Below are 22,690 nucleotides of genomic sequence, written 5' to 3'. Positions count from 1 at the left end.
GCCCGAACGGGGAGGCCCGAACCGGGCGGGCTCCCGGGCTGGGGTCGCCCGCGCACGGTTGCATGCGTCCGGATGGGCCGCGGACTCGCGCACACAGGGCGGGCCAGAGTGGCTGCGCTCCGGATCGCGCGAAGCGGCCGTCAGTCGCTCAGCAGGCGCAGCGAGAAGTCGACCGCCTGTACGTGCTTGGTGAGGCCGCCGATTGAGATGCAGTCGACGCCGCTTTGGGCAATCGCGCGGATGCCTTCGAGCTCCACGCCACCCGACACTTCCAGCGGCACGCGGCCCGCGGTGAACTCGACTGCGCGGCGGCGCTCGTCCGCGCTGAAGTCGTCGATCAGGATGCGGTCGGCGCGGGCCTCAATGGCCTGCGCCAGCTCCTCGAAGGTCTCGACTTCGACGATGACGGGCAGGCCCGGCGATTGCTTGCGCGCCTGCGCCACGATGGCGGCGATGCCGCCGGCCGCGGCGATGTGGTTCTCCTTGACCATCACCGCGTCGTAGAGGCCGATGCGGTGGTTGTGGCCGCCGCCGCAGCGCACCGCGTACTTCTGCGCCAGCCGTAGGCCGGGCAGGGTCTTGCGGGTGTCGAGGATGCGCGCGCGGGTGCCGGCAACGGCCTCGACGAAGGCCGCCGTGCGGGTGGCCGTGGCCGACAGGGTCTGCAGGAAATTGATCGCGCTGCGTTCGGCCGAGAGCAGGGCGCGGCTGGCGCCTTCGAGCGTGCAGACCTCGCCGCCGGGCTCAAGCCATTGGCCGTCGACGGCGCGCCACTCGATGCGCAGCTCGGGATCGAGCGCGCGGAAGCAGGTGTCGAACCAGTCGCGGCCGGCGAGTACCGCGCGTTCGCGACTGACCAGCGTGGCGCGCGAGCCGGCCTTGGCGTCGATCAGCGCGGCGGTGGCGTCGCCGCTGCCGATGTCCTCTTCGAGTGCGCGCACCACGTCCAGCGGGATGCGTGCGCGCTCGTCGAGGGTGAGTTCAGGGCGGGCGGCGAACTGCGGCATGCGGGTAGCACTCGAACGCGGGGCGCATAGGGTAGGCGCGCGCAAGCCACGCGCCTACCCGTCTGCAGGCCGATTACTTGCCCAGTCGCGCGACCAGCGCCTTGAGCACGCCCTGGGTTTCCGGGTGGTACCAGCCTTCGATGAAGGGCCCAAGGTCGATGGCGTTCGGCGCGCAAATCGCCTGGATCAGGGCTTGGCGCGACATCGCGCGGGTGATCAGCATGGCCCGACGCGGCAGGTTCAAGTGTGCTTCCAGCCAGGCGATTGCGCGCGGCACCACCTGGTCCAGCTCGACCACCTCGTCGACCATGCCGATCTCGGCGGCGCGGGTCGATTCGATCATCTCGCCCGCGACCAGCAGACGCTCGCCGACGCGCTCGCCAACCAGGCGCTTCAGCGCGTACTGGATCGGGCCGGGCACCACCAGGCCCACCTGGGTTTCGTTGAGCCCGATGCGGAAGGGGCCCTTCTCGCCGGCGCGCGCCATCACCCGGTAGTCGGCGAACAGGCTGATCACCGCGCCGCCGGCCGGGCTGTGCCCGGTCAATGCTGCGACCACCGGAATCGGGCAGGCGGCGAGCTTCGCGCAGGCCTGCATGAAGGCGCCCCAGGTGGCGAGCACGCCCTCGCGGTCCAGCGTCAGCAGGGTCGGCACATCAAGCCCACCGGAGAACAGACCCGGGCTGCCGGAAATCACCAGCCCTTCGGCGCCCTCGCCCGGTGCGGCGTCGATGGCCTCGATCAGGGCGGTGAGCAGGGCGAGGTTGAAGGCGTTGGCCGGCGGGCGGTCGAAGCGCAGCTCCGTGACGCGGCCGTGGGAAATCTTCTGCAGCATGCATACGCCTCCGTAGGGTGGGGTCGATAGCATAGCGGCACGCGGCCCGGCTGGCCCGCTGCGCAGCGTCATGCCGGTCGCTGTGGCGGTGGCAGTGCGCGCCGGCCCGATCACGCTGCCGACGCGCCGCTCACGCTCACTCGCTGACCGGCAGGCGCCGCGTCGCCAGCGCGATCACTGCCTCGGCGGGCATCGGCCGCGCGAAGTGGTAGCCCTGCATCTGGTCCACGCCCATCCGCACCAGCAGGGCGCGCTGTGCAGGGGTCTCCACGCCCTCGGCGACGACCGCGATGTCCAGGGACTGGCACAGCGTGACCATGCCTTCGAGCAGACGCAGGGCGCGGGCGTCGGTGTCGATGTCGTCCATGAAGCAGCGGTCGATCTTGATGGTGTTGAAGGGCAGACGACGCAGGTAGGCCAGCGAGGAGAAGCCGGTGCCGAAGTCGTCCAGCGAGAGCTTGAAGCCTTGCTCGGACAGCCGCCGCAGAAAGCTGCGGCCGGCCTCGATGTTCTCCAGCAGGGCCGACTCGGTGAGTTCGATCTCCAGCATGTCGTGCGGCAGGCTGTGGCGCGCGCAGGTCGCGACCAGCTGCTGCTCGGTGTCGGGGTCGAACACCTGCCGCGGCGATAGGTTGAGTGCGACCGGCGTGTGCAGGCCCAGGCGCAGCAGATGCGCGGCGAAGGCGGCGGCCCGCTCCATCGCGATCAGGCCCAGCGCGCCGACCAGGCCGAACTCCTCCGCCAGCGGAATGAACGCGGCCGGCGACACCGGGCCCAGGCGCGGGTTGTTCCAGCGCATCAGCAGCTCGTAGCCGACCACGTAGCCGCCCGCACTCACTTTCGGCTGCAGCACGGTGTCCATGGCGCCGGCTTCGATGTCGCGGCGCAGCTCGGTAATCAGCTCCAGTCGACGCGCGGCCTCGCTGCCCAGCTCGCCGCGGTGGAACTCGGCGCGCGCGCGGCCGCGCTGCTTGGCCTTGCGCATCGCGGTTTCAGCCTGCTGCAGCAGCTGGTCGGCCTGCCGCGAATCCTCGGGAAACAGCGCGATGCCGATGCTGGTGCTGACCGAGACCATGCGCTCGCCCATCTGCATGGGCGCGCCAACCGTATCGATGATCTGGCGGGCGATGCCCGGGGCCCGGCCGGCGGCGTCCTCGCCATCCAGCAGCAGGGCGAATTCGTCGCCGCTCAGCCGCGCCAGCTCGTCGCGCTCGCCGGCCAGATCCTGCAGGCGCTGCGCGGTCTCGAACAGAAACGCATCGCCGGCGGCATGGCCCAGGGAATCGTTGATGGCGCGAAAGCCGTCCAGATTCAGCCACAGCAGAGCCAGCGGCGCGCCGTGTTCGCGAGCCATGCGCAGCTTGAGCCGGTTCTCGAAGTGGGCGCGGTTGGCGAGGCCGGTCAGGCCGTCGAGCAGGCTGGCCCGCTGCGCGCGGGCCTGCGCGCTGCGCTGCAGGCTGAGGTCGCTGACCGTCGCCACCAGCATGCCGCGGCGCTCGGCGCTGTCGATGACCCGCAGGATGCCGAGCTCGACCGGCAGCAGGCTGCCGTCGGCGCGCTTCAGCTGCAGCTCTTCGCGCCAACCCTCGCCGACTTCGCCGAGCAGGTGTTCAAGCGCCCTGCGGTCGCCCTGCAGCAGGCTGAACACATGGCTGCCCGGGCCGAAGCTGTCGATACCCACGAGATCGTGGAAGGCGCGGTTGCATTCGTGCAGCACGCCGCGGCGGTCGAGCATCAGCATGGGCTCCCGGGCTTTGTCGAAGGCGTCGCTCAGGAGCCGCAGCGCGTCTTCGGCCTCGCGCTCGGCGGTGATGTCGCGCAGGGTGCCGACGATGCGATCGACACGTCCTGTGGGGCTGCGCGCCACCGCCCGCCCACGCACCCTGACCCAGCGCCACTGCGCATCGAAGCGCAGACGCAGGCTGCATTCCAGTTCGACGGTGTCGCCGCGCAGATAGCTCAGCCAGACCGTGCGCGCCTGGTCAATGTCCGAAGGGTGCACGCTGCCGACCTCGTCCAGCAGCACCTGCGGTGCATCCGCCAGGGTCTGCAGACGGTCATCCGCGACCTTGCGCACGCTGACGCGGCGGGTCGCGGCGTCCCACTCCCAGACGCTTTCGCCGCTGGCCCACAGCGCCAGCGCCAGCGTGTGTTCGGCCTGGCGCGCGCGCTCGGCGCTCAGGTACAGCTCGCGGCTCTTCGCCGTGAGCAGGGCCTCGGCCTGGCGCCGTGCCTCGCGCTCGCGCTCCAGCCGCCGCTCCATCAGGGCGAAGCGCTGCTCGGGCTGAGGCTCGGGGGCGTCGGCGGCGGGCGGCAGTATCAGACCGGGCATGGTCGGAGCGGGGGCCGTGTTCTCAGGCGGCGGCATGCAGGTCGAACACGACTGCATCGGCGCCGAGTTCGGGCGCCTCGCGCATCTGCAGGCGTTGGGGCTCCTTGTAGCGTTCGGCGGCGCCAAGGATCAGGCCCTCAGCCAGCACGCTCATGCGCCGCGGCGATCGGTAGGCCAAGCGCAGATGGCTTGGGCCGCGCTCCAACACTTCGAAGCGCGGCAGACGCGCTTCGGGGTACAGCTTCAGCACTTCGACGTGGATGTGGGTCTCGATGCTGGCGAGGAAGTCGTAGAGCGTGCGCTTGCCGGTGAACATCTCCGGGTAGGCCTGTTCGAAGCGTCCGAGCAGGTGCTCGCCGAAGGCCTTGATCAGGGTTTCTGGCGGCAGCCCGGTTTCTTCGGAGAGCAATCCCACCAGCCGCACGATCTCTTCATGCGGGTAGTAGCCCACCGCCGTGTAGGCGCCGCCGTGTGGCAGTTCGGCGCGCAGCAGGACGCGGTCGGCCAGCTCGGGCGAGAACCGGCCTTCGACCATCTCCATGAGTTCGGTAAACACCATGCCCAGCATCGGTGGCTCCAGCGGTCGAGGGTGGGCTCGCGCATGCAAATCGCAGGCCGTGGCGACCCGGTGTATGACGAGCCCAGCAGCAGCCCCGCGACTGTCTTGACGTCCGCGAAGTCGCCTGCGAGCGTGCAGGGCTGACATCCCCGGACCTTTGCCATGCTCCCGACCGCCGTTCTGCCGAGCCGCACCTTCCAGCCGCCGCAGCGTCTGCTGCTGGGGCCCGGACCCTCGACGGTGTCGCAGCGTGTGCTGGATGCGCTGGCGCGGCCGACCCTGGGGCACCTCGATCCGGCCTTCGTTGGCTTGATGGACGAGATCAAGCTGCTGCTGCGCTACGCCTTCCGCACGCAAAACGCGCTGACCTTTCCGATTTCCGCCCCCGGCTCGGCCGGGATGGAAGCCTGCGTCGTCAATCTGATCGAGCCGGGCGACCGCGTCGTGGTCTGCGTGAACGGCGTGTTCGGCGGGCGCATGCGCGAGAACGTGCTGCGCGCCGACGGCGTCCCGATCGTGGTCGAGGATGACTTCGGTCAGCCCGTCAGCGTTGACAAGGTCGAGGCGGCGCTGACGGCGAACCCCGGCGTCAAGGCGCTGGGCTTCGTCCACGCCGAGACCTCGACCGGCGCACGCTCGGATGCACAGGCGCTGTGTGCGCTGGCGGCGGCGCATGGCGCGCTGTCCATCGTCGATGCCGTGACCAGCCTCGCCGGCATCCCGCTCGAGGTCGACGCCTGGGGCATCGATGCGATCTATTCGGGCTCGCAGAAATGTCTGTCCTGCCCGCCGGGCCTGTCGCCGGTGAGCTTTTCCGAGCGCGCGGTGGCCGCCGTGCGTGCGCGCAAGACGCCGGTGCAGAGCTGGTTCCTCGATCTCTCGCTGGTGATGAACTACTGGCAGGGCGAGGGCGGCCGCAGCTACCACCACACCGCGCCCGTCAACATGCTGTATGCCCTGCACGAAAGCCTGCTCATGCTGGCGGAAGAAGGGCTCGAAGCCGCCTGGGAGCGGCACCAGGCCAACCATCTGCGCCTGCGTGAGGGGCTCGATGCGCTGGGGCTGGAGCTGCTGGTCCCCGAGGCTGCCCGCCTGCCCCAGCTCAACGCCATCCGCATTCCCGCGGGCGCCGACGACCTCGGCCTGCGCCGTGCGCTGCTCAATGCACACGGCATCGAGATCGGCGCAGGCCTTGGCCCCTTGGCCGGCAAGGTCTGGCGCATCGGTCTGATGGGCGAGAGCAGCCGGGCGGAGTGCGTTGACCGCGTGCTCAGCGCCCTGAAGCAGGTGCTGGGGCGCTGACGAGGCGGCGGGCTTCCCACACGGGCGTGACGCCCGTCACGCGACGCAGCGCACGGCCCGCGCCAGCATGCGGCTCGTTCCGATCACCTGAGGCGGACCGCCGGATGGACGCAAGCCCTGCACTCGACCTGCTGGCAACGCTGCGCGGTGACTGGGTGGGCGTGACTCGCCTCCATGCCGGCCATGCCGCCCAGCCCGAGCACACCTCCAGCGCGTGGCTGCGCTGCGTGGAGGCAGGAGCACCTTCGCGCGCCCGCCTGCGCTACGTATGGACCTTCGAAGACCGCATCCGCGAGGGGCATCTGCTGCTGGCGATCGATCCGGGCAGCCGTCGCGCCAGCGGTGCGTGGATGGACAGCGGCGTCGGCGGCGCGATCGGCGGCGATGAGGTGCTGGCCCTTCGCGGATGGCTGGATGAGAGCGGCTTGCTGCGTTTGAGTGGTCAAGGCCCCGAGGCCGACAGCGGTGCGTGGACCTGGCGCCTCGAACTCGACTGCCCCGCAGCGGCCCATCTCGAGTTGCGCCTCTACACCACCTCGCCGCAGGGCGAGGAAGAGCTCGCCGCCTCGGCGGAGTACCGGCGCTGACGGTCAGCCGGCACTGCGTACCGTGGGTTTCCGGGGTGCCCCGCTCTTTGCCCACTCGTCTGCCGAACCCGCAAGTCAAGCGGACTCATGCCTCGGCTCACTGCGGTAGGGCATCGCTGCCAACGCTTCTCCGCTGTTCGGAGGCGAAGCGAAAGGGGCGCGCTGTCGCCTTTTGCCGAAGCGCTGCTCCGCTTCCGAAAAGGACAGAGGGGACAACGGCCTCAGCACCAGCGCGGGGCGAAGCGTTGAGCGGAGGCGGACGCGGATCCCGCCGGCAAACGCCGCTCACCGCCTCCCGAACCTCGAACCCTGAACCTCTAACTCCGAACTCCGAACTCCGAACTCCACAGCCCAAAGCCCAAAGCGCAAACCCCTCAGGGCTGCTTGCGCGCTCTGCCAAAGCCGCCCTCGGCCTCGGCCGCCAGATAGGCGAACACCGCGTAGGCGCGCGCCTGCTGGTCGAGCGCCTCGCTGTCGATCTTGTCCAGCGTGTCGTTGGCGGTGTGGTGGTAGTCGAAGTAGTCCATGCCGTCCTGCGCCAGCTGCGCCCAGGGCACACCGCGCTGCACCAGCGGGCCGATGTCCGGTCCGGGGCCGCCGCCCTCGCGCTCGAAAGGAATGCCGAGCGGCGTCAGCACCCCGGCGATCTGCTCCAGCAGCGGCCAGTACGCCGGCTCAACACCGGCGCGCAGCGCGTAGATGCGGCCCGCGCCGAAATCGCTCTCGGCGCCGATCACGTGATTCGCCATCTGCTCGGCGTGCAGCGCGGCGTAGGCGCGCGCGCCGATCAGGCCCTGCTCCTCATTGCCCCAGGCGATCACCCGCACGGTGCGGAGCGGACGCTGCTCAAGCTTCAGCAGGGCGGCGCCCGCCGCCATCGTGATGCCGACGCCGGCGCCATCATCAAGCGCGCCGGTGCCGAGGTCCCAGGAATCGAGATGGCCGCCGATCACCACGACCTCGTCCGGCCGCTCGCGCCCGCGGATGTCGCCGATCACGTTGTAGCTGGTCGCCTCGCCGCGGTTCTCGGCGTCGATGTCGAGGCGGATGCGCACCGGTTGGCCGCGCTCCAGCATGCGCGTCAGCAGGTCGGCGTCGGGGTTGGAAACCGCCGCCGCGGGGATCTGATTCACCCCGTCGGCGTAGCGCATGATGCCGGTGTGCGGGAAGCGATCGGTATTGGTGCTGATCGAACGGATGATCAGGCCCACCGCGCCCTTTTTCGCCGCCTCGACCGCGCCCGAGCTGCGGCCGATCACGCTGAGCCCATAGCCGCGGCCGTCGCGCGCGCGCTGGGTGCGCTGGGTGATGAAGACGATCCTGCCTGCGGCCGCCCCCTCGGGTGCGGCCTGCAGCGCGGCAATGCTGTCGAAGGCGAGGATCTCGGCCTCCAGCGGCGCTCCGCCAGTGCCGATGCTGCCGCCGAGAGCGGTAATCGCCAGCGGCTGCGGAAACGGCGCCAGCACCTCGCCGCGCTCGTGCCCGCGCCGCCAGTAGGGGAACTTGAACGGCTCGATGCGCACCTCATCGAAGCCCAGCGCCTTGAACTTCTGCTGTGCCCATTCGACGGCGCGGGCATCGGCCGGAGTGCCCGCCATGCGCGGGCCGACCTCGGTGGTCAGCGATTCGACGATGGCGTAGGCCGCGCCGGCTTCGACATGCTGGTCGCGCAGGGCGGCGGCGTTCTGCAGGCTGTCGGCTGCCAGCGGGGTCGGCGTCGGTGCAAGCGGTTCAGCGGCATGCGCAGTCAGCGCGAAGGTGGCAGCAAGCAGGCTGGCGCGCAGGCGCATAGGAACGTTCCGGCAGTGGCGGCGTGCTGCAACACTGCCAGCGCAGGTGAGCCTTGGCATGTGCGAAAAGGCCGGGCGCGGGTGGCGCGCCCGGCCGGCAGGATCACTTCTTCAACAGGTCGCGGATTTCGCGCAGCAGAAGCACGTCTTCCGGCGGCGCTGGTGGCGCGGCGGGCGCCTCTTCCTTCTTGCGCTGCAGGCGGTTCATCAGCTTGATCACCATGAAGATCGCGAACGCGATGATGGTGAAGTCGACCACCGTCTGCAGGAAGGCGCCGTACTTGAACAGCACCGGCTCCACGCCCTCAGCGCCTTCCTTCAGCGTGATGGCAAGATCGGAGAAGTTGACGCCGCCGATGATCAGGCCGATCAGCGGCATGATGATGCCGTCGACCAGCGAGCCGACGATCTTGCCGAAGGCCGCGCCGATGACCACGCCCACCGCCAGGTCGACGACGTTGCCACGCATGGCAAAGGCCTTGAATTCACTGATGAAGCTCATGCCGCCCCCGAACAATCCAGCGGCGCCATTCGCCGCGCGCCGACTTTAGCGGAAGCGCGGGGGCTGCGCGCTCAGCGGTGGGTGTGCGCCTGCAATCGCCCATCCAGCGCCGCCAGCCGTTCCGGCGTGCCGACATCTTCCCAGGCGCCGGTGTGCTTGAGCCCGGCGATGCGATCGGCACTCATCGCTGCGCGCAGCAGCGGAGCGAGGCCGAAGCGGGGCGGGCTGCGGCGGCTGTCCTCGCTGTCGCCGATGACTTCGCGCCAAGCTTCCAACAGGCGGGCGTCGAACAGGCCGATGCCGGCATAGGTGAGGCGCGGCGCGCCTTCGCTGCGCAGCCGCGCGCCGTCGAGGTGGAAATCACCGTGCGGGTGCTGCGGCGGATTGTCGACCATCAGCAGCTGGGCGAAATCGTTCGCCCCCAGCGCGAAGCGGGCGTAGTCGACGTCGCAGAACACGTCGCCGTTGACCAGCAGGAAGCGCGGCGCGTCGAGCAGGGGCAGGGCGTTCAGCAAGCCGCCGCCGGTCTCCAGCCGCTCGGCCTCGCGGCTGTAGCGGATCGACAGCCCGAAGCGCGCGCCGTCGCCCAGCGCTGGCTCGAAGCAGTCGGCGAGATGCGCGGTGTTGATCACCACGCGCCGCACGCCGGCGTTCGCCAGCGCGTCGAGATGCCATTCGATCAGGCGCTTGCCGCCGACCTGCAGCAGCGGTTTGGGCGTGACGTCGGTGAGCGGGCGCATGCGCTCGCCGCGGCCGGCGGCGAGGACCAAGGCGACTTCGACCGCGCTCATGCCGGCGCGACTTCGCGCGGCCGGGTCACATCGCGGCCTTCGGTGAAGCGCAGCATCAGGGCGCGGAAATCGGCCAGTTCGGGATAGCGTGCGGCGATGTCGAGCACGTAGCCGAGCACGCGCGGCAGGTCAGCGAGGTAGCCGGCCTTGCCGTCGCGGTAGTGCAGGCGGCAGAAGATGCCCAGCACCTTCAGATGGCGCTGCAGGCCCATCAGGTCGAGGGCGCGGAAGAAACGCTGCGGCGCGTCGGCAATGCGCCCGGCGCGCACCAGTTCGCGGCGGAAGTCCTCGGCCCAGGTCTGCACGCGGGCCTCGTCCCAGCGCAGGTAGCAGTCGCGCAGCAGCGAGACGAGGTCGTAGGTCAGCGGGCCGTCGAGCGCGTCCTGGAAGTCGATGATGCCGGGGCCGGGCGCGCAGTCGAGCAGATTGCGGCTGTGGTAGTCGCGGTGGACGAACACCCGCGGCTGCGCCATCGCGCTGTCGAGCAGCAGGCGGAAGGCCGATTCGATCGGGTCCCATTGCTCGCACTCCAGCGCGATGCCCAGATGCCGACGCAGGAACCACTCCGGCATCAGCTCCAGCTCCATCTCGAAGCGGGCATGTTCGTAGGGCGGCACCGCCCCGGCGGGCAGGGTCTGCAGGCGCAGCAGGGCCTCCATCGCGCGGCCATACAGGGCACTGGCGCTGTCGGCATCGAGACGGTGCTGATAGAGCGCGTCGCCGAGATGCTCGATCAGGGCGAAACCGCGCTCGGCGTCGGCGGCAACGACACGGGGCACGCGCAGGCCAGCGCCGCCGATCAGCGCGCCGACTTCCAGCCAGGGCTGCAGCGGCACCTGCGCGGGCGGCGAATCCATCAGCAGCAGCTCGGGCGCGCCGTCGAGCCGCAGGTAGCGGCGGAAGCTGGCGTCGCTGGCCGCGGGGGCCAGGCCCAGGCCGGTGCGATCGAGCTGCGCGCAGGCCCAGGCCAGCGCCTCGATGGCGCGCGGATCGCTGGGAACCGTGGGCGCGACGACTGCGCTCACGCGGTGGCGGCGAGATCCGCCTCGGCCAAGGCGCGCACGTGGGCCAGGCTGCACTCGCGCAGCGCGGTCAGGCTGTAGCCGCCCTCCAAGGCCGACACCAGCCGCCCCTCGGCGTGGCGGTCGGCGAGATCGATCAGCTCTTCGGTCAGCCAGGCGTAGTCGGCGGCTTCGAGGTTCAAGCCGGCCAGCGGATCGAGCCGATGCCCGTCGAAGCCCGCTGAGACCAGCACCAGCTCGGGCTTGAAGGCGTGCAGGGCGGGCAGGGCGTGGACGCGATAGACCTCACGCAGCTCCTGGCCGCCGGCGCCCTCGGGCAGCGGCAGGTTGAGAATGTTGCCGGCACCGCGCTCGTCCATCGCGCCGCTGTAGGGATACAGCGGCGTCTGGTGGCTGGACAGGTACATCACCCGCGGATCGTTCCAGAAAATGTCCTGGCTGCCGTTGCCGTGGTGCACGTCGAAATCGATGATCGCGACGCGCTGGAGGCCGTGCTCGGCAAGCGCATGCGCGGCGCCTACGGCCACTGAGTTGAACAGGCAGAAACCCATGGCCTGGGCGCGCGTCGCGTGGTGGCCCGGCGGGCGCACCGCGCAGAAGGCGCGCTTGGCCTCGCCGGCCATCACCGCGTCGATGGCGGCTACGACGGCGCCGGCGGCATGGCGCGCGGCCTCGGGCGAATCCGCGTTCATCGCGGTGTCTTCGTCGATGCGGTGCTGATGCTCGATGGCGACATCCAGAATGCTGGCGACCAGCTCGGGCGTATGCGCCCGCAGCAACTGTTCGCGCGTTGCGCGCGGCGCCTCGCGCCAGTCGATCGGCAGGTCGTCGATACCGTGCAAAGCCTGCAGCACGGAAGCGAGCCGCTGCGGCGATTCGGGGTGGCCAGGACCCGCGCTGTGGCGGATGCAGACGGGGTGGGTGAACAGCAGCATCCGCGCGAGTCCTCGATGGGGATCAGTGACGAACGTCAGCCCTTGCGCCGCTCGTGGTTCCACAGCACTTCGCCGTGGCCGGAGGCGCGTGCAAGCACGCGTGCCATCACGAACAGCAGGTCCGACAGCCGGTTGAGATAGCGGATCGCCTGTGGACGCACCGCATCGTGATGCCCGAGGGTGACGACCTCGCGCTCAGCGCGGCGACAGACGGTGCGAGCGACATGGCAGTGCGCCGCCGGCGCGCCGCCGCCGGGCAGGATGAAATCCTTGAGCGGCGGCAGGTCGGCGTTGAGCCCGTCGAGGATGCCTTCGAGGCGCTCGATGTCGGCATCCTGCATCGCGGCATGGCCGGGGATGCAGAGCTCGCCGCCCAGGTCGAAGAGCTGGTGCTGGATCGAGACCAGTGGCTCGCGAATCGCGTCCGGCAGCTCCTGCGCCAGCAGCACGCCGATGCAGGAGTTGAGCTCGTCGACCGTGCCGTATGCGGTGACGCGGGCGGAGTCTTTGGACACGCGGCTGCCGTCACCGAGGCCTGTGCTGCCGTCGTCGCCGGTGCGCGTGTAGATCTTTGAGAGTCGATTGCCCATGGCTCAGGCCGCCGCGTGGCTGGCGCGCAGGGCCGGCAGGCGCTGCTGCAGCAGGGCGTAGCCGCCGAACAGGATCAGGCTCCACACCGCCGTTCCCAGCAGTTGGGCGCGGAAGAAGGGCAGGGCAGCGACGTAGCACTCGGTGAGGCCGATGCTGCAGGCGGGATGCGTGCCGAGGATGTCGGCGGTGGCCCAGACCGCGAAGTTGGTGACCACGAAGAACAGCACCGCGCCTGCGAGGCCGGCCGCGCCGACGCGCAGCACGCTGACCCGATCACGCAGCCAGAAGCCCAGCAGCACGCAGGCGGCGACGCAGCCGTAGACGACCGGCATCAGGCCGTAGACGCCGATGTAAAGATCGCTCAGCAGCAGGGCGCCCAGCGGCACCGCAAATGCCGCCCAGCGGCTGGCGAAGTAGGCGCCGCCGAACAGGGCGATGGCCTCGACCGGGGTGAAGTTCCAGGCGTGCGGCAGCAGGCGCGAGGCAGCGGCAGCGAGGATGAAAGCAGCCAGCAGCAGCGGGCGCAGCGGCAGCGAAGAGGCGTTCGGGGACATTCGGCGGGCTCCGGCGGAATCGACCCGGCGCAGCGCCGGGGAACAGCGCCCAAGGATAGCCGAGCCAATTGCGGGGAGGTGAGAGCCGAAGGTCGCGGGGGGTGCGACCCGCGCGGTCGCATGAATTCCCCGCAGGGGGTCGCAGGCCGAGAGGGCCGGATCTGCCTCAGCTCTGGCGCTGCGGCGGTAGCCGCACCTGCACTTTGTCGACGACCGTGAAATCGCCCTCGATCACGTCGCTAGGGCGGGGCGTGCGCGAAGCGGGGCGCGCCCCGCGCAGCTTCCACCACAGCTGGCGCAGCCCAAGCGCGGCGAGCGCTGCTGCGGCGAGGGCGGCCCCGGCGAGCGCGAACACCGACAGCACGGCGATCCCGGCGACCACCAGCAGCAGGCGCACAAGCGGATTGCGGGGCAGACGAAGCTGAACGAAGGCGGGGCGCATGGCGATTCCTGTGGCCGTCCGCAGTCTGCGGGCGTCGGCCGAGTATTGAGGCGGATCGTTCCGGTCTCAAGCGCGAAGCCAAGCGCGGGCTGAACGGGCGCAGCGAGCGCCAGCGTTTCGAGCGCGAGCGTCCGGGCGGCCTCGGCATCGCTCGCGTTTCGTGGCGAGGGTGGGCTGCGTATCCTTGAGCGCCCCGCGCGGAGCCTGCCCATGTCCCAACGCCTGTGTCTGTTGTCCGAGCTGTCCGAATCCCAAGCTCTCGCGGTGGACGCGCAGATCGACAACAGCGAGGAATCGCTCGTGCTGGTGCGCAGCGGCGAGCGCGTCGAGGCCTTTCTGAACGTGTGTCCGCATGCAGGTCGACGTCTCGACTGGGCGCCCGGCAAGTTCCTGATGGAGGGCGGCCGCCTCATTTGCGCCGCGCACGGGGCGAGTTTCGCCCTGCCTGGCGGCGCCTGCGTTGCGGGGCCCTGCAAGGGGCAATCGCTGTCCGCCGTCGCCGTGCGTGTCGACGGCGACGCCGTGGTGCTGGACTGAGCCAGGCCTTGCCCTGCGTATCCGCTCAGCCGGCTCCCGGTCGCCGCATGTCGACATGCGGGATGCCGTCTTCGAGATAGCCCTCGGAGCAGACCGCGAAGCCGTGCGCCGCGTAGAAGCCCTGCAGGTGCGCCTGCGCGCCGAGCGTGATCGGCTGGCCGGGCCAGAGCACTTCGCAGCGGGCGATCGCCTCGCGCATCAGCGCATGCGCGAGGCCTGAACCACGCGCGCCGGCGCTCACGATCACCCGACCGATGGCCGGCGTGTCGAAGGCGAGGCCGGGCGGCAGCAGACGCGCATAGGCGAGCAGCTGACCGGCGCGCTCGCCCAGCAGATGCCAGACGTCTGCTCGGGCATCGCGGCCGTCGAGGTCCGGATAGGCGCAGGTCTGTTCGACGATGAACACATCGACACGCAAGCGCATCACCGCGTAGAGGCGATGCACGTCGAGCGCCTCGAACGGCAGGCAGGACCAGGCGAGGTCGCGATCAGCTACAGGCATCAGAGGCTCCACCCGCGCAGCAGCAGCCAGGCCAGCGCCAGCGCGGTCGAGATCAGGGTGACGGGAATGCCGACCCGGGCGAAGTCGGCGAAGCCAAGCCGCACGCCGGCCTGGGCGGCGCGCTCGGCGGTGATGAGGTTGGCCAGGCTGCCGAGCAGCAGCAGATTGCCAGCCAGGGTCGAGAAGATGGCCAGCGCGGTCAAGGCGGGCTGCGACAGCTCGCCCAGGGTTTCCACCAGCAGCATCACCAGCGGCACGTTGCCGATGGTATTGCTGCCGATCAGCGCTGCCGGCACCAGCAGGCCAAGCCGCTCGAAGCTGAGCCCGGCCGCATCCAGCCCCGCCATCGCCGCGCCGGCGATCGGCAGCTGCGCGAAGGCGGCGGTGACCACGAACAGGCTGGCGATCAGCACCAGCAGGCTCCAGTCGACGCGCTTCAGCAGGGCGGCCGTGCCGACACTGCGCCCGGCCAGCAGGACGCCGGCAATCGCCAGCGCGGCGATCTCGCGGTGCCGATCGAGCATCAGCATCGCCATCATGACCGCCAGCACCGCGAGCAGGCTCTTCATCAGCAGCCAGCGCTGCAGCGGCTGTTCGGCCAGGGCCTCGGCGCGCGTGTCGACCGCGAGCCGCCCGCGCCAGACCCACGCGATCACGGTGAAAACGCACAGCAGGGCGAGTGCCGAAGGCAGGGCGGCGATGCCGAGATAGGCGAGAAAATCGAGCTGGCCCAGCTCGCCGATCAGCAGGTTCTGCGGGTTGCCGACCAGGGTTGCGGCCGAGCCGGCATTGCTGGCCAGCGCCAGCCCAAGCAGAAATGGCCGCGGGTCGAGCGCGCGCGCGGCGAGCCCCTGGGCCAGCAGCGGAGTCAGCGCGAACACCACGATATCGTTGACCAGCAGCGCAGAGAGCAGGCCGCTGGTGGCGACCACCAGCCCGAGCAGGGCGAGCGGCGACAGCGGGCTGCACGAAAGCATGCGCGCCACCGCATCGAAGGCGCCGGCCTCGGCGAAGTGGCCGCCAATCAGCATCAGCGCGAACAGCAGGACAAGGGTCGGCAGATCGAGCACCTGCGACCAGTCGCCCTGGGGCAGGGCCCCGGCTGCCAGCATCAAGGCCGCGCCGCAGAGCGCGATGCCGCTGCGGTCCAGCGCCAGGCCGGGCAGGCGGCCCAGCGCCATGCCGAGATAGACGATCACGAACACGGCGATGACAAGGGCGGTCATGGAGCAGGGCGGTGGGGCGAGGCGCGCAGTGTAGGGGTGGGGCCGGTGCCGCGGGTTGAGGGCGCGGTCCTCCCCGGTGCCCTCGGTCGCAGGTTCGCGAGGCGCCTGCGCCGCAGAAGCAATCGGGCGGCACAAGCACTTACGTGCTCGACCCGCGTGCGCGCCATCCTTGGCGCGCCGGAAGCCCCGATACACTCGAGCTACCCGAGCCCAGCCCGACCCGAATCAACGCTGTCTCCGTGTGCCCCGCACCCCACGCATCCGATGCTGCGATAATCCCGCCCCATGAACACGACCAGCGACGCCAAGGACACCGCCTCCGCGCAGAGCGCGCCCGGCGCGACCACCCACTTCGGCTTCCGCGAAGTGCCCACCGCCGAGAAGGAGCGCCTGGTCGGCCAGGTCTTCAGCTCGGTGGCCGCGAAGTACGACCTCATGAACGATCTCATGAGCTTCGGCATCCATCGCCTGTGGAAGCGCTACTTCGTCGCCACCAGCGGCGTGCGCCGCGGTGATCGGGTGCTGGATCTGGCCGGAGGGACGGGCGACATCGCCCGCCTGCTGCAGGAGCGGGTGGGCGAGAGCGGTGAGGTCATCATCGGTGACATCAATGGCGACATGTTGCGCGTGGGCCGCGATCGACTCACCGATCGCGGCATGGTCCGCGGCCTGCGCTATGCCCAGCTGAACGCCGAGGCGCTGCCCTTCCCGGACGCCAGCTTCGATCTGGTCACCATCGCCTTCGGCCTGCGCAACGTCACCGACAAGCAGAGGGCGCTGAACGAAATGCAGCGCGTGCTCAAGACCGGCGGTCGGGCGCTGGTGCTGGAGTTCTCGGAGGTACAGCCGCAGTGGCTGAAGCCGCTCTATGACCTGCATTCCTTCCAGGTGCTGCCGCGTCTGGGCAAGCTGTTTGCGGGCGACGCCGACAGCTATCGCTACCTTGCCGAATCGATCCGCCAGCATCCGCCGCAGAACGCACTGAAGGCGATGATGGAAGCCGCTGGCCTGGAGCGCTGCGACTACCGCAACCTGACCGGCGGGATCTGCGCGATCCACTCGGGGCATAAGCTCTGAAGGGCTGGGATTGGGGATTCGGGATTCGCAAGAGCGGCAGGCCGCCTCCAGCGGTGCAATGCGCCTTGCCTGTCGGGCTCTGCTGGAGGGCTGAGGCACGGCTGAACAATTCACTGTGGTGGCGCACCGTGCAGGGCGCGCTCGCGGGTCAAGTTCAGGATGGGCCGGCTCGGTGTTGCCCCAGGTCGGCTGCTAGACTCGCGCGGTTTTCACATCGCCCTGCGAGTTCCGCCCATGGCTCTGTATTCCGCCTCGCGTTTCGTGCTTCTCAGTCTGTTCGCGCTGCTTGTCGCGGGCGTGGCCTCCACCGTGAGCGCCGCCCCCGACGGACCCGCTGTCGAGATCGATCCGGCGCTGGTTGAGCGCGCTCGCGACGAGCACAGCTACGCCCAGCCCGACAAGGTGCGGATTCGCGATCTCGCCTTGAACCTGCACGTCGACTTCGACACCCGAACCCTGCGCGGCGCGGCGGATTACGCCTTGGACTGGCAGGACCGCAAGTCGCGTCAGCTGGTGCTCGATACCCGCGACCTCAGCATCGACAAGGTGCTCGGCCGCCGTGCCGACGGCCTGTGGCGGCGTCTCGATTTCAAGCTGGATGCGCCGGATCCGGTGTTCGGCTCGGCCCTGCGCATCAAGATGCGCCGTCAATATGAAGTGGTGCGGGTGCGCTACCGGACCTCGCAGTCGGCCTCCGGTCTGCAGTGGCTGGAGCCCGCCATGACGGCCGGCGGCAAGCAGCCCTTCTTGTTCAGCCAATCGCAGGCGATCCATGCGCGCAGCTGGGTCCCACTGCAGGACACGCCCGGCGTCCGCTACACCTATACCGCGGTGGTGCACACGCCGCCGAACCTGGTCGCGCTGATGAGCGCCGACAACCCGGTCAGCCCGGTGCGCAACGGCCGCTACGTGTTCCGCATGTCGCAGCCGATCCCTTCGTATCTGATGGCGATTGCGGTGGGCGACCTCGCCTTCAAGCCGATCTCGGCGCGCGCCGGCGTCTGGGCGGAGCCGCAAACCTTGGATGCCGCGGTCGAGGAGTTCGCCGACACCGAGCGCATGATCGAGGTCGCCGAGTCGCTGTACGGCCCCTACCGCTGGCAGCGCTACGACCTTTTGATCCTGCCGCCCAGCTTCCCCTTCGGCGGCATGGAGAACCCGCGCCTGTCCTTCATCACGCCGACCGTGATGGTGGGTGACAAGTCGCTGGTCAGCCTGATCGCGCATGAGCTGGCGCACTCCTGGTCGGGCAACCTCGTGACCAATGCGAGCTGGAAGGACATCTGGCTCAACGAGGGCTTTACCAGCTACGTCGAGAACCGCATCGTCGAGGCGCTCTACGGCGTCGAGCGTGCGCAGATGGAAAGCGTGATCGAGCAGACCAGCCTGCGCCGCAGCCTGGGCGAGCTCGATGCCAAGGACCAGGTGCTGGTGCTGCCGCCGCTGGCCGGTCGCGACCCGGATGACGCACTGTCGCCGGTGGCCTACATCAAGGGCGCGTGGTTCCTGAGCTTTCTGGAGCAGCGCTACGGTCGCGAGGCCTTTGATGCCTTCCTCCGCGGCTACTTCGATCGCTTCGCGTTCCAGAGTATCGACAGCGGCGCCTTCATCGGACATCTGCGCGAGACCCTGATGGCCTCGCAGCCGGAGGTGATGAGTGAGGCTGAGCTGCAGGCCTGGCTGTTCGAGCCCGGTGTTCCGGAGTTCGCGGTGCCGGCGAGCTCTCCGCGTTTCGACGCGGTCGACGCCGCGCGCAGCCGCTTTCTCGATGGCAAGACGGCAGCCAAGGAGCTGGACACCGCGCAGTGGAGCACCCAGGAGTGGCTGCATTTCCTTGAAGGCATGCCGGAGGTGCTGGAGAGCGCCCAGCTGATCGCGCTGGATGAGGCCTTCCGCTTCACCGGCACGGCCAACGGCGAATTCGCCATGCGCTGGTATCCGCTGGCCGAGCGCAGCGGCTATTTCGAGGCGCGGCCGGCGATGGCCGAATTCTTGAAGCGCATCGGCCGGCGCAAACTGATCCTGCCTGTCTACGCCGCGCTTGCCGCCAGCCCTGAGGGCAAGGAGTTCGCCCGCGCGGTGTTCGCAGACGCGCGGCCGGGCTATCACCCGATCACCGCGGCCTCGGTTGAAGCCGCGTTGAAGTAGACCGATGTCCGCGCGCCGCCGCTCCAGTCGTCGACGCCGCCGCAGGCTCCTGGGGCTGGCCCTGCTGGCGCTGCCCGTTCTGCTGTACGTCGCGCTGGGCGCGCTGGCGCCGCAGTGGCTGCTGCAGCAGGCGCTGCGTCTGGATGCCTGGCGCAGCGGCGCCGAACGTATCGAACTGGAGGTGGACGGCGAGCGCTGGGTGCTTCTGGCCCGCGGCGCGGTCGATCCCGAACAGCCGGTATGGCTGCTGCTGCACGGCTTCACCGGCAGCAAGGAGAACTGGCTGCCGCTGCTGCGCGCGCTGCCGGAGGGGGTGCCGGTGCTGATGCCCGACCTGCCGGGTTGGGGCGAGTCGCCGCGTCGTGCCGACGCCAACTACGGCTATGTCGCACAGGCCGAGCGCGTCGCTGCGCTTGTCCAACAGCTTGATCTGCGGAAGGTGCATCTGGTCGGCCATTCGATGGGCGGTGGCATCGCCGCGCTGGTCGCCGCGCGGCATCCGCAGCGTCTGCGTTCGGTGGCGCTGATCAGCGCATCAGGCGTGCGCTTTCGCGACAACGCCTTCGGTCAGGCGGTGCTGCGCGGCGAGCATCCGTTCGGCGTGGCTACGGTCGACGAGCTCGACGCCTATCTCGCCCTGGTCTTCCGCGAGCCGCCGCTTCTGCCTTGGCCGCTGAAGTCGGCGCTGGTCGAGCGTCGAATCGCCGATGTCGATTTCGAGCGTGAGGTGCTCGCAGCCATCGCCCAGGGGCCCGAGGCCTTCCTCCCCGGCGAGTCGTCCACCGCCATCGCCCTGCCTGCCCTGGTGCTGGGCTGCGCCGCTGATCCGGTGGTAGACCCGAGCGCGGCCGAGCTGTATGCGCGGCAAATCCCCGGGGCGTTGCGCATCGAACTCGAGGGCTGCGCGCACATGCCGATGATGGAGCAGCCGGAGGCGGTCGCGGCGGCGCTTTCGCAGTTCGCGGAGGACCACCGGTGACCGCGATCGATTGGCCCGAGGTGCGCCGGCTGTTCGATGTGGTGTGCGAGCTTCCGCCCGAGCAGTGGCGCGAGGCCCTGAGCGCGGCCGGTGCCAGCGAGCCCGTGGCCACCGAAGTGCTGTCGCTGTGCGATGCGCAAACCCGCGGCATCGGCCTGCCGCAGCCGGTGGCGGCGCTGCTCGCCAATCTCGACCCCGAGCTGGCGCCCGGCACGCGGCTGGGGCCCTGGCGCATTCTCGGCACGCTTGCCGAAGGCGGCATGGGCCGCGTGTATCGGGCCGAGCGTGCTGACGGTCAGTACCAGCTGCAGGTGGCGATCAAGCGCCTGCGCGCCCTGGGGCAGCCGGGCGAGAACCTGATGCTGGTGCGCGAGCGGCAGATCCTCGCGGACCTCGCCCATCCGAACATCGCTCGCCTGCTTGACGGCGGCACCAGTCCCAACGGCCAGCCGCATCTGGTGATGGAGTTCATCGAGGGTGAACGCATCGATCAATGGTGCCGCGCGCAGTCGCTCGATCTGCCGGCGCGGCTGCGCCTGTTCCAGCAGGTCTGCCGCGCCGTTGCGCACGCCCATCGGCATCTGGTGCTCCACTGCGATCTGAAGCCTTCGAACATCCTGGTGCGGAACGATGGCTCGCCGGTGCTGCTCGATTTCGGGATCGCCCGGCTGGCCGGCAGCGCCGATGCGCAGGGCCAGGGCTACATGACCCCACGCTACGCGAGCCCCGAGCAGAGGCGCGGTGAGGCGCTGTCTGCGGCCAGCGACATCTACAGTCTCGGTCTGATCCTGTCCGAACTGGTCGCGCCGACTGCGGAAGACCCGCAGGGCACGCCTTCAACCACCACGTCGCCGACCCAGCCGCCCAGCAGCCGCGCGCGACGCAGTGGATTGCCCTGGGCACGCCGCCTGCGCGGTGATCTCGACGCCATCGTGATGCGGGCCTGCGCGATCGAGCCGGAGCAGCGCTACGCCAGCGCCGGAGCGCTGGCCGAGGACATCGAGCGCTACTTCCAGCGACGGCCGGTGACGCCGCGAGCACAGCATCGCGGGTACCGGCTGCGTCGTCTGCTGCAGCGACGCTGGCCGGCGTTCGCGGCGGGCGCCGTGCTGCTCGCGCTGGTGCTGGGTTTCACGCTCAGCCTGCAGCGGCAGCTGCAGCGCGCCCAGGCGGCCGAGCGCGCGGCGCGCATCGAAGCGGAGAGCAACCGCGAGACCGTCGACTTTCTGCTGGCAGTGTTCGAGCATGCCGACCCCGAGGCCGGTGAGCGCGCCGCCACCACGGCGCGCGATCTTGTGGATGCCGCGCGCGTTGAGCTGGAGCAGAGCCTCGCGGGCCAGCCGCGGCTCAAGCTGCGGCTGGGGGTGACGCTCGGCCGCATCTACGACCGCATCGGTCTGCCCGCGGAGTCGCTCGCTCTGCTGCGGATGGTCGAGGCCCTGGCGCCTGCGGACCTTGAAGTCACCGAGCGTCTGCTGCTCATGGACTCTTTGGCGCACGCACTCAATTCGCTGGGACAGCGCCCTGAGGCCATGCGCATCGCTGAAGCCGCGAGTGCGCTGGCGCAGGCACAGCTGTCGCCTGGGCATCCCGCACTCGCCAACGCCCTGAACATGCAGGGCCTGCTGCTGGATGCCGATCGTCGCAGTGCGGACGCGGAGCCCCTGCTCAAACGTGCGCTGGACATCCGCCTCGCAGCCTTCGGCGAGCAGAACATCGAGACGGCCGCCACCCTTCACAATCTCGGCCTCGTCGCGCGACGGCTTGGCCGTCTCGACGAGGCTGAGGCCTGGCTGCAGCGCTCATTGACGGCCAAGCGCGCGCTGCTGCCCGAGGCGAATCCGCGCGTGTTGACCAGCCTTGAGGTTCTGGCCAGCGTCTATCGCGATCGTGGCGAGCTGGCGCGCGCGGTCGAAGGCTTCCAGCGCCAGCGCGAGCTGCGCGTGCGTGCGCACGGTGCCGACAGCGTCCGCGTCGCCAACATCACCAACGAACTTGGCACCGGTCTGCAGGACCTCGGGCGCTACGCCGAAGCGGAGGCCGCCTATCGCGAGGCCCTGCGCATCAACCTTCGGCTTCGCGGCGCCGACTCCCTCGATACCGCCGTGGTGATGAATAATCTCGCCAGCCTGCTGGAAGATCGAGGCGATCTGGCCGGCGCCGAGCCGCTGCTGCGCGATTCCCTGCGCATCCGCATTGCGTCGCTCGGCGCCGAACATCAGGCCACTGCCCGCGCCCACAACAACCTGGGGCGCCTGCTGATGCTGCGCGGCGAACTCGCGGCGGCGCGAATCGAGCTGGAGCGCGCGCTGCAGCTGCGCCAGCGCCAGCTGCAGCCGCCTCACGTGGAGCTGTTGGGCAGTCACCTGCAGCTCGCGCGCCTGGCACTGCGCGAGGCGCGTCCAGAGGCCGCGCGTGCGGCCTTCGCCGAAGCGCAGGCGCAGTTCGAAGCGCTGGATTCGCGCGATCCGCTGCTGAGACTGCGGGTGCTCCAGGCCGACGCTGAACTCGCCCTGGGGCTCGACGAGCCTCAGCGCGCGCGCGCCGCTTTCGATGCCGCCCTTGCCATCGCCGGCGAGGCCTTGCCCGAGGGGCATCCGCGCTGGGCCGAGCTGATCCTGCTGCGTGCGCAGGCCTTCCCGCCGACGTCGGCGGAGCGCGAGGCCCTGCTGCGTGCGCGACAGGGGCTTGCGGCCGCGCTGGTGCCGCACGCGCCCCTGCTGCAGGACGCCTCCTCGCGCTGAGTGCTGGGCGCATCGAAGGCGTTCTTGCCCTGGTCTCTGCGGGGCCCATGCCGGGTACGTGCGCGTCCTGCGCAGCTCGCGAAGTCGGTGCGCGCGGTCAAGGCTCGCCGGCCGTCCGCTTGGCCGAAGGCTCCTGGCCGCTTGTTGAAGAACTCCCTTCCGGGGAGTTCTTCAAGTCGGCGGTCCGGCGCAGGTCCGTACCGCCTCACGACACATCCATCGCTTGCG

Annotated in this window: 21 protein-coding genes; 7 read left to right on the top strand and 14 right to left on the bottom strand. The window is 70.0% G+C overall.

Features of this window, described 5'->3' with window-relative positions; all coding sequences use genetic code 11:
- Positions 1–140 precede the first annotated feature (140 nt).
- The 4 genes from nadC to H4O13_09105 all read right to left on the bottom strand — a co-directional run bounded on the left by nadC (position 141) and on the right by H4O13_09105 (position 4,742).
- Positions 141–1,007, bottom strand: coding sequence for a carboxylating nicotinate-nucleotide diphosphorylase (nadC, locus tag H4O13_09120; protein ID MBE5315548.1), 867 nt, complete (start codon positions 1,005–1,007; stop codon positions 141–143).
- Between the two features lie 73 nt (positions 1,008–1,080).
- Entirely contained in the window at positions 1,081–1,842 is a 762-nt protein-coding gene (locus H4O13_09115) for an enoyl-CoA hydratase/isomerase family protein (GenBank protein MBE5315547.1), read from the bottom strand.
- Positions 1,843–1,978: 136 nt separating this feature from the next.
- Positions 1,979–4,174 (bottom strand): EAL domain-containing protein, encoded by a 2,196-nt coding sequence (locus tag H4O13_09110; GenBank protein ID MBE5315546.1) that lies wholly within the window; start codon positions 4,172–4,174, stop codon positions 1,979–1,981.
- A gap of 22 nt (positions 4,175–4,196) precedes the next feature.
- Positions 4,197–4,742: a heme NO-binding domain-containing protein gene (locus H4O13_09105; GenBank protein MBE5315545.1), complete on the bottom strand. Its 546-nt coding sequence runs from the start codon at positions 4,740–4,742 to the stop codon at positions 4,197–4,199.
- Positions 4,743–4,913: 171 nt separating this feature from the next.
- Between H4O13_09105 and H4O13_09100 the strand changes: the two genes are divergently transcribed.
- Together H4O13_09100 and H4O13_09095 are read left to right on the top strand one after the other, a co-directional pair.
- Positions 4,914–6,035: an alanine--glyoxylate aminotransferase family protein gene (locus H4O13_09100; protein ID MBE5315544.1), complete on the top strand. Its 1,122-nt coding sequence runs from the start codon at positions 4,914–4,916 to the stop codon at positions 6,033–6,035.
- A 104-nt stretch (positions 6,036–6,139) separates the two neighbouring features.
- The gene (locus H4O13_09095; protein ID MBE5315543.1) at positions 6,140–6,622 is read left to right on the top strand and encodes a DUF1579 family protein; all 483 of its coding nucleotides are present in this window, start codon (positions 6,140–6,142) and stop codon (positions 6,620–6,622) included.
- Positions 6,623–6,996: 374 nt separating this feature from the next.
- Here H4O13_09095 and H4O13_09090 read toward each other — a convergent pair whose 3' ends face one another.
- The 8 genes from H4O13_09090 to H4O13_09055 all read right to left on the bottom strand — a co-directional run bounded on the left by H4O13_09090 (position 6,997) and on the right by H4O13_09055 (position 13,249).
- Positions 6,997–8,412 carry a M20/M25/M40 family metallo-hydrolase gene (locus H4O13_09090; protein ID MBE5315542.1) on the bottom strand — a complete coding sequence of 472 codons (1,416 nt, stop codon included), beginning with the start codon at positions 8,410–8,412 and terminating at the stop codon, positions 6,997–6,999.
- Positions 8,413–8,515: 103 nt separating this feature from the next.
- Positions 8,516–8,914, bottom strand: a complete 399-nt coding sequence (mscL, locus tag H4O13_09085) for a large-conductance mechanosensitive channel protein MscL (protein MBE5315541.1) — start codon at positions 8,912–8,914, stop codon at positions 8,516–8,518.
- 71 nt (positions 8,915–8,985) lie between these two features.
- Positions 8,986–9,705: a nucleotidyltransferase family protein gene (locus tag H4O13_09080; GenBank protein ID MBE5315540.1), complete on the bottom strand. Its 720-nt coding sequence runs from the start codon at positions 9,703–9,705 to the stop codon at positions 8,986–8,988.
- Complete coding sequence (locus H4O13_09075) at positions 9,702–10,730, bottom strand: phosphotransferase (protein MBE5315539.1); 1,029 nt, start codon at positions 10,728–10,730, stop codon at positions 9,702–9,704. The genes H4O13_09080 and H4O13_09075 overlap by 4 nt, the downstream gene beginning before the upstream one ends.
- Positions 10,727–11,662: a histone deacetylase family protein gene (locus tag H4O13_09070; GenBank protein MBE5315538.1), complete on the bottom strand. Its 936-nt coding sequence runs from the start codon at positions 11,660–11,662 to the stop codon at positions 10,727–10,729. Before H4O13_09070 ends, H4O13_09075 begins: the two co-directional genes overlap by 4 nt.
- Positions 11,663–11,697: 35 nt before the next feature.
- Positions 11,698–12,252, bottom strand: a complete 555-nt coding sequence (locus H4O13_09065; protein MBE5315537.1) for a cob(I)yrinic acid a,c-diamide adenosyltransferase — start codon at positions 12,250–12,252, stop codon at positions 11,698–11,700.
- Between the two features lie 3 nt (positions 12,253–12,255).
- A complete protein-coding gene (locus tag H4O13_09060) occupies positions 12,256–12,807 on the bottom strand; it encodes a hypothetical protein (protein MBE5315536.1) in 552 nt (183 codons plus the stop codon).
- Positions 12,808–12,973: 166 nt separating this feature from the next.
- Entirely contained in the window at positions 12,974–13,249 is a 276-nt protein-coding gene (locus H4O13_09055) for a hypothetical protein (protein MBE5315535.1), read from the bottom strand.
- Positions 13,250–13,459: 210 nt separating this feature from the next.
- On the opposite strand from H4O13_09055, the gene H4O13_09050 reads away from it, so the two are divergent.
- Complete coding sequence (locus H4O13_09050; GenBank protein MBE5315534.1) at positions 13,460–13,786, top strand: Rieske (2Fe-2S) protein; 327 nt, start codon at positions 13,460–13,462, stop codon at positions 13,784–13,786.
- Between the two features lie 25 nt (positions 13,787–13,811).
- Here the strand turns inward: H4O13_09050 and H4O13_09045 are convergent, their stop codons facing one another.
- Positions 13,812–14,288, bottom strand: a complete 477-nt coding sequence (locus tag H4O13_09045) for a GNAT family N-acetyltransferase (protein MBE5315533.1) — start codon at positions 14,286–14,288, stop codon at positions 13,812–13,814.
- Positions 14,288–15,514 carry an anion transporter gene (locus H4O13_09040; protein ID MBE5315532.1) on the bottom strand — a complete coding sequence of 409 codons (1,227 nt, stop codon included), beginning with the start codon at positions 15,512–15,514 and terminating at the stop codon, positions 14,288–14,290. The genes H4O13_09045 and H4O13_09040 overlap by 1 nt, the downstream gene beginning before the upstream one ends.
- Before the next feature lie 285 nt (positions 15,515–15,799).
- Here H4O13_09040 and ubiE point away from each other — a divergent pair, with 285 nt between their 5' ends.
- From ubiE to H4O13_09020, 4 genes are all read left to right on the top strand, one after another.
- Positions 15,800–16,591, top strand: coding sequence for a bifunctional demethylmenaquinone methyltransferase/2-methoxy-6-polyprenyl-1,4-benzoquinol methylase UbiE (gene ubiE, locus H4O13_09035; protein MBE5315531.1), 792 nt, complete (start codon positions 15,800–15,802; stop codon positions 16,589–16,591).
- Positions 16,592–16,825: 234 nt separating this feature from the next.
- On the top strand, positions 16,826–18,739 hold the full coding sequence (locus H4O13_09030) for a M1 family metallopeptidase (GenBank protein ID MBE5315530.1): 1,914 nt from the start codon (positions 16,826–16,828) through the stop codon (positions 18,737–18,739).
- A 61-nt stretch (positions 18,740–18,800) separates the two neighbouring features.
- The gene (locus H4O13_09025; protein MBE5315529.1) at positions 18,801–19,718 is read left to right on the top strand and encodes an alpha/beta fold hydrolase; all 918 of its coding nucleotides are present in this window, start codon (positions 18,801–18,803) and stop codon (positions 19,716–19,718) included.
- Entirely contained in the window at positions 19,715–22,462 is a 2,748-nt protein-coding gene (locus H4O13_09020; protein ID MBE5315528.1) for a serine/threonine protein kinase, read from the top strand. Before H4O13_09025 ends, H4O13_09020 begins: the two co-directional genes overlap by 4 nt.
- Positions 22,463–22,690 lie beyond the last annotated feature (228 nt).

Source organism: Lysobacterales bacterium (genome assembly GCA_014946745.1).
Classification (GTDB): Bacteria; Pseudomonadota; Gammaproteobacteria; order Xanthomonadales; family Xanthomonadaceae; genus Aquimonas.
Note: the sequence above shows the minus strand (reverse complement) of the source record. Positions and strands in the feature narration are given on the sequence as shown.

What these genes read in the sequence shown, in the direction of transcription:
- nadC (MBE5315548.1), bottom strand. Translation starts at nt 1,007, where the DNA reads ATGCCGCAGTTCGCCGCCCGCCCTGAACTCACCCTCGACGAGCGCGCA.
- H4O13_09115 (MBE5315547.1), bottom strand. Translation starts at nt 1,842, where the DNA reads ATGCTGCAGAAGATTTCCCACGGCCGCGTCACGGAGCTGCGCTTCGAC.
- H4O13_09110 (MBE5315546.1), bottom strand. Translation starts at nt 4,174, where the DNA reads ATGCCCGGTCTGATACTGCCGCCCGCCGCCGACGCCCCCGAGCCTCAG.
- H4O13_09105 (MBE5315545.1), bottom strand. Translation starts at nt 4,742, where the DNA reads ATGCTGGGCATGGTGTTTACCGAACTCATGGAGATGGTCGAAGGCCGG.
- H4O13_09095 (MBE5315543.1), top strand. Translation starts at nt 6,140, where the DNA reads ATGGACGCAAGCCCTGCACTCGACCTGCTGGCAACGCTGCGCGGTGAC.
- H4O13_09090 (MBE5315542.1), bottom strand. Translation starts at nt 8,412, where the DNA reads ATGCGCCTGCGCGCCAGCCTGCTTGCTGCCACCTTCGCGCTGACTGCG.
- mscL (MBE5315541.1), bottom strand. Translation starts at nt 8,914, where the DNA reads ATGAGCTTCATCAGTGAATTCAAGGCCTTTGCCATGCGTGGCAACGTC.
- H4O13_09080 (MBE5315540.1), bottom strand. Translation starts at nt 9,705, where the DNA reads ATGAGCGCGGTCGAAGTCGCCTTGGTCCTCGCCGCCGGCCGCGGCGAG.
- H4O13_09070 (MBE5315538.1), bottom strand. Translation starts at nt 11,662, where the DNA reads ATGCTGCTGTTCACCCACCCCGTCTGCATCCGCCACAGCGCGGGTCCT.
- H4O13_09065 (MBE5315537.1), bottom strand. Translation starts at nt 12,252, where the DNA reads ATGGGCAATCGACTCTCAAAGATCTACACGCGCACCGGCGACGACGGC.
- H4O13_09060 (MBE5315536.1), bottom strand. Translation starts at nt 12,807, where the DNA reads ATGTCCCCGAACGCCTCTTCGCTGCCGCTGCGCCCGCTGCTGCTGGCT.
- H4O13_09055 (MBE5315535.1), bottom strand. Translation starts at nt 13,249, where the DNA reads ATGCGCCCCGCCTTCGTTCAGCTTCGTCTGCCCCGCAATCCGCTTGTG.
- H4O13_09050 (MBE5315534.1), top strand. Translation starts at nt 13,460, where the DNA reads ATGTCCCAACGCCTGTGTCTGTTGTCCGAGCTGTCCGAATCCCAAGCT.
- H4O13_09045 (MBE5315533.1), bottom strand. Translation starts at nt 14,288, where the DNA reads ATGCCTGTAGCTGATCGCGACCTCGCCTGGTCCTGCCTGCCGTTCGAG.
- H4O13_09040 (MBE5315532.1), bottom strand. Translation starts at nt 15,514, where the DNA reads ATGACCGCCCTTGTCATCGCCGTGTTCGTGATCGTCTATCTCGGCATG.
- ubiE (MBE5315531.1), top strand. Translation starts at nt 15,800, where the DNA reads ATGAACACGACCAGCGACGCCAAGGACACCGCCTCCGCGCAGAGCGCG.
- H4O13_09030 (MBE5315530.1), top strand. Translation starts at nt 16,826, where the DNA reads ATGGCTCTGTATTCCGCCTCGCGTTTCGTGCTTCTCAGTCTGTTCGCG.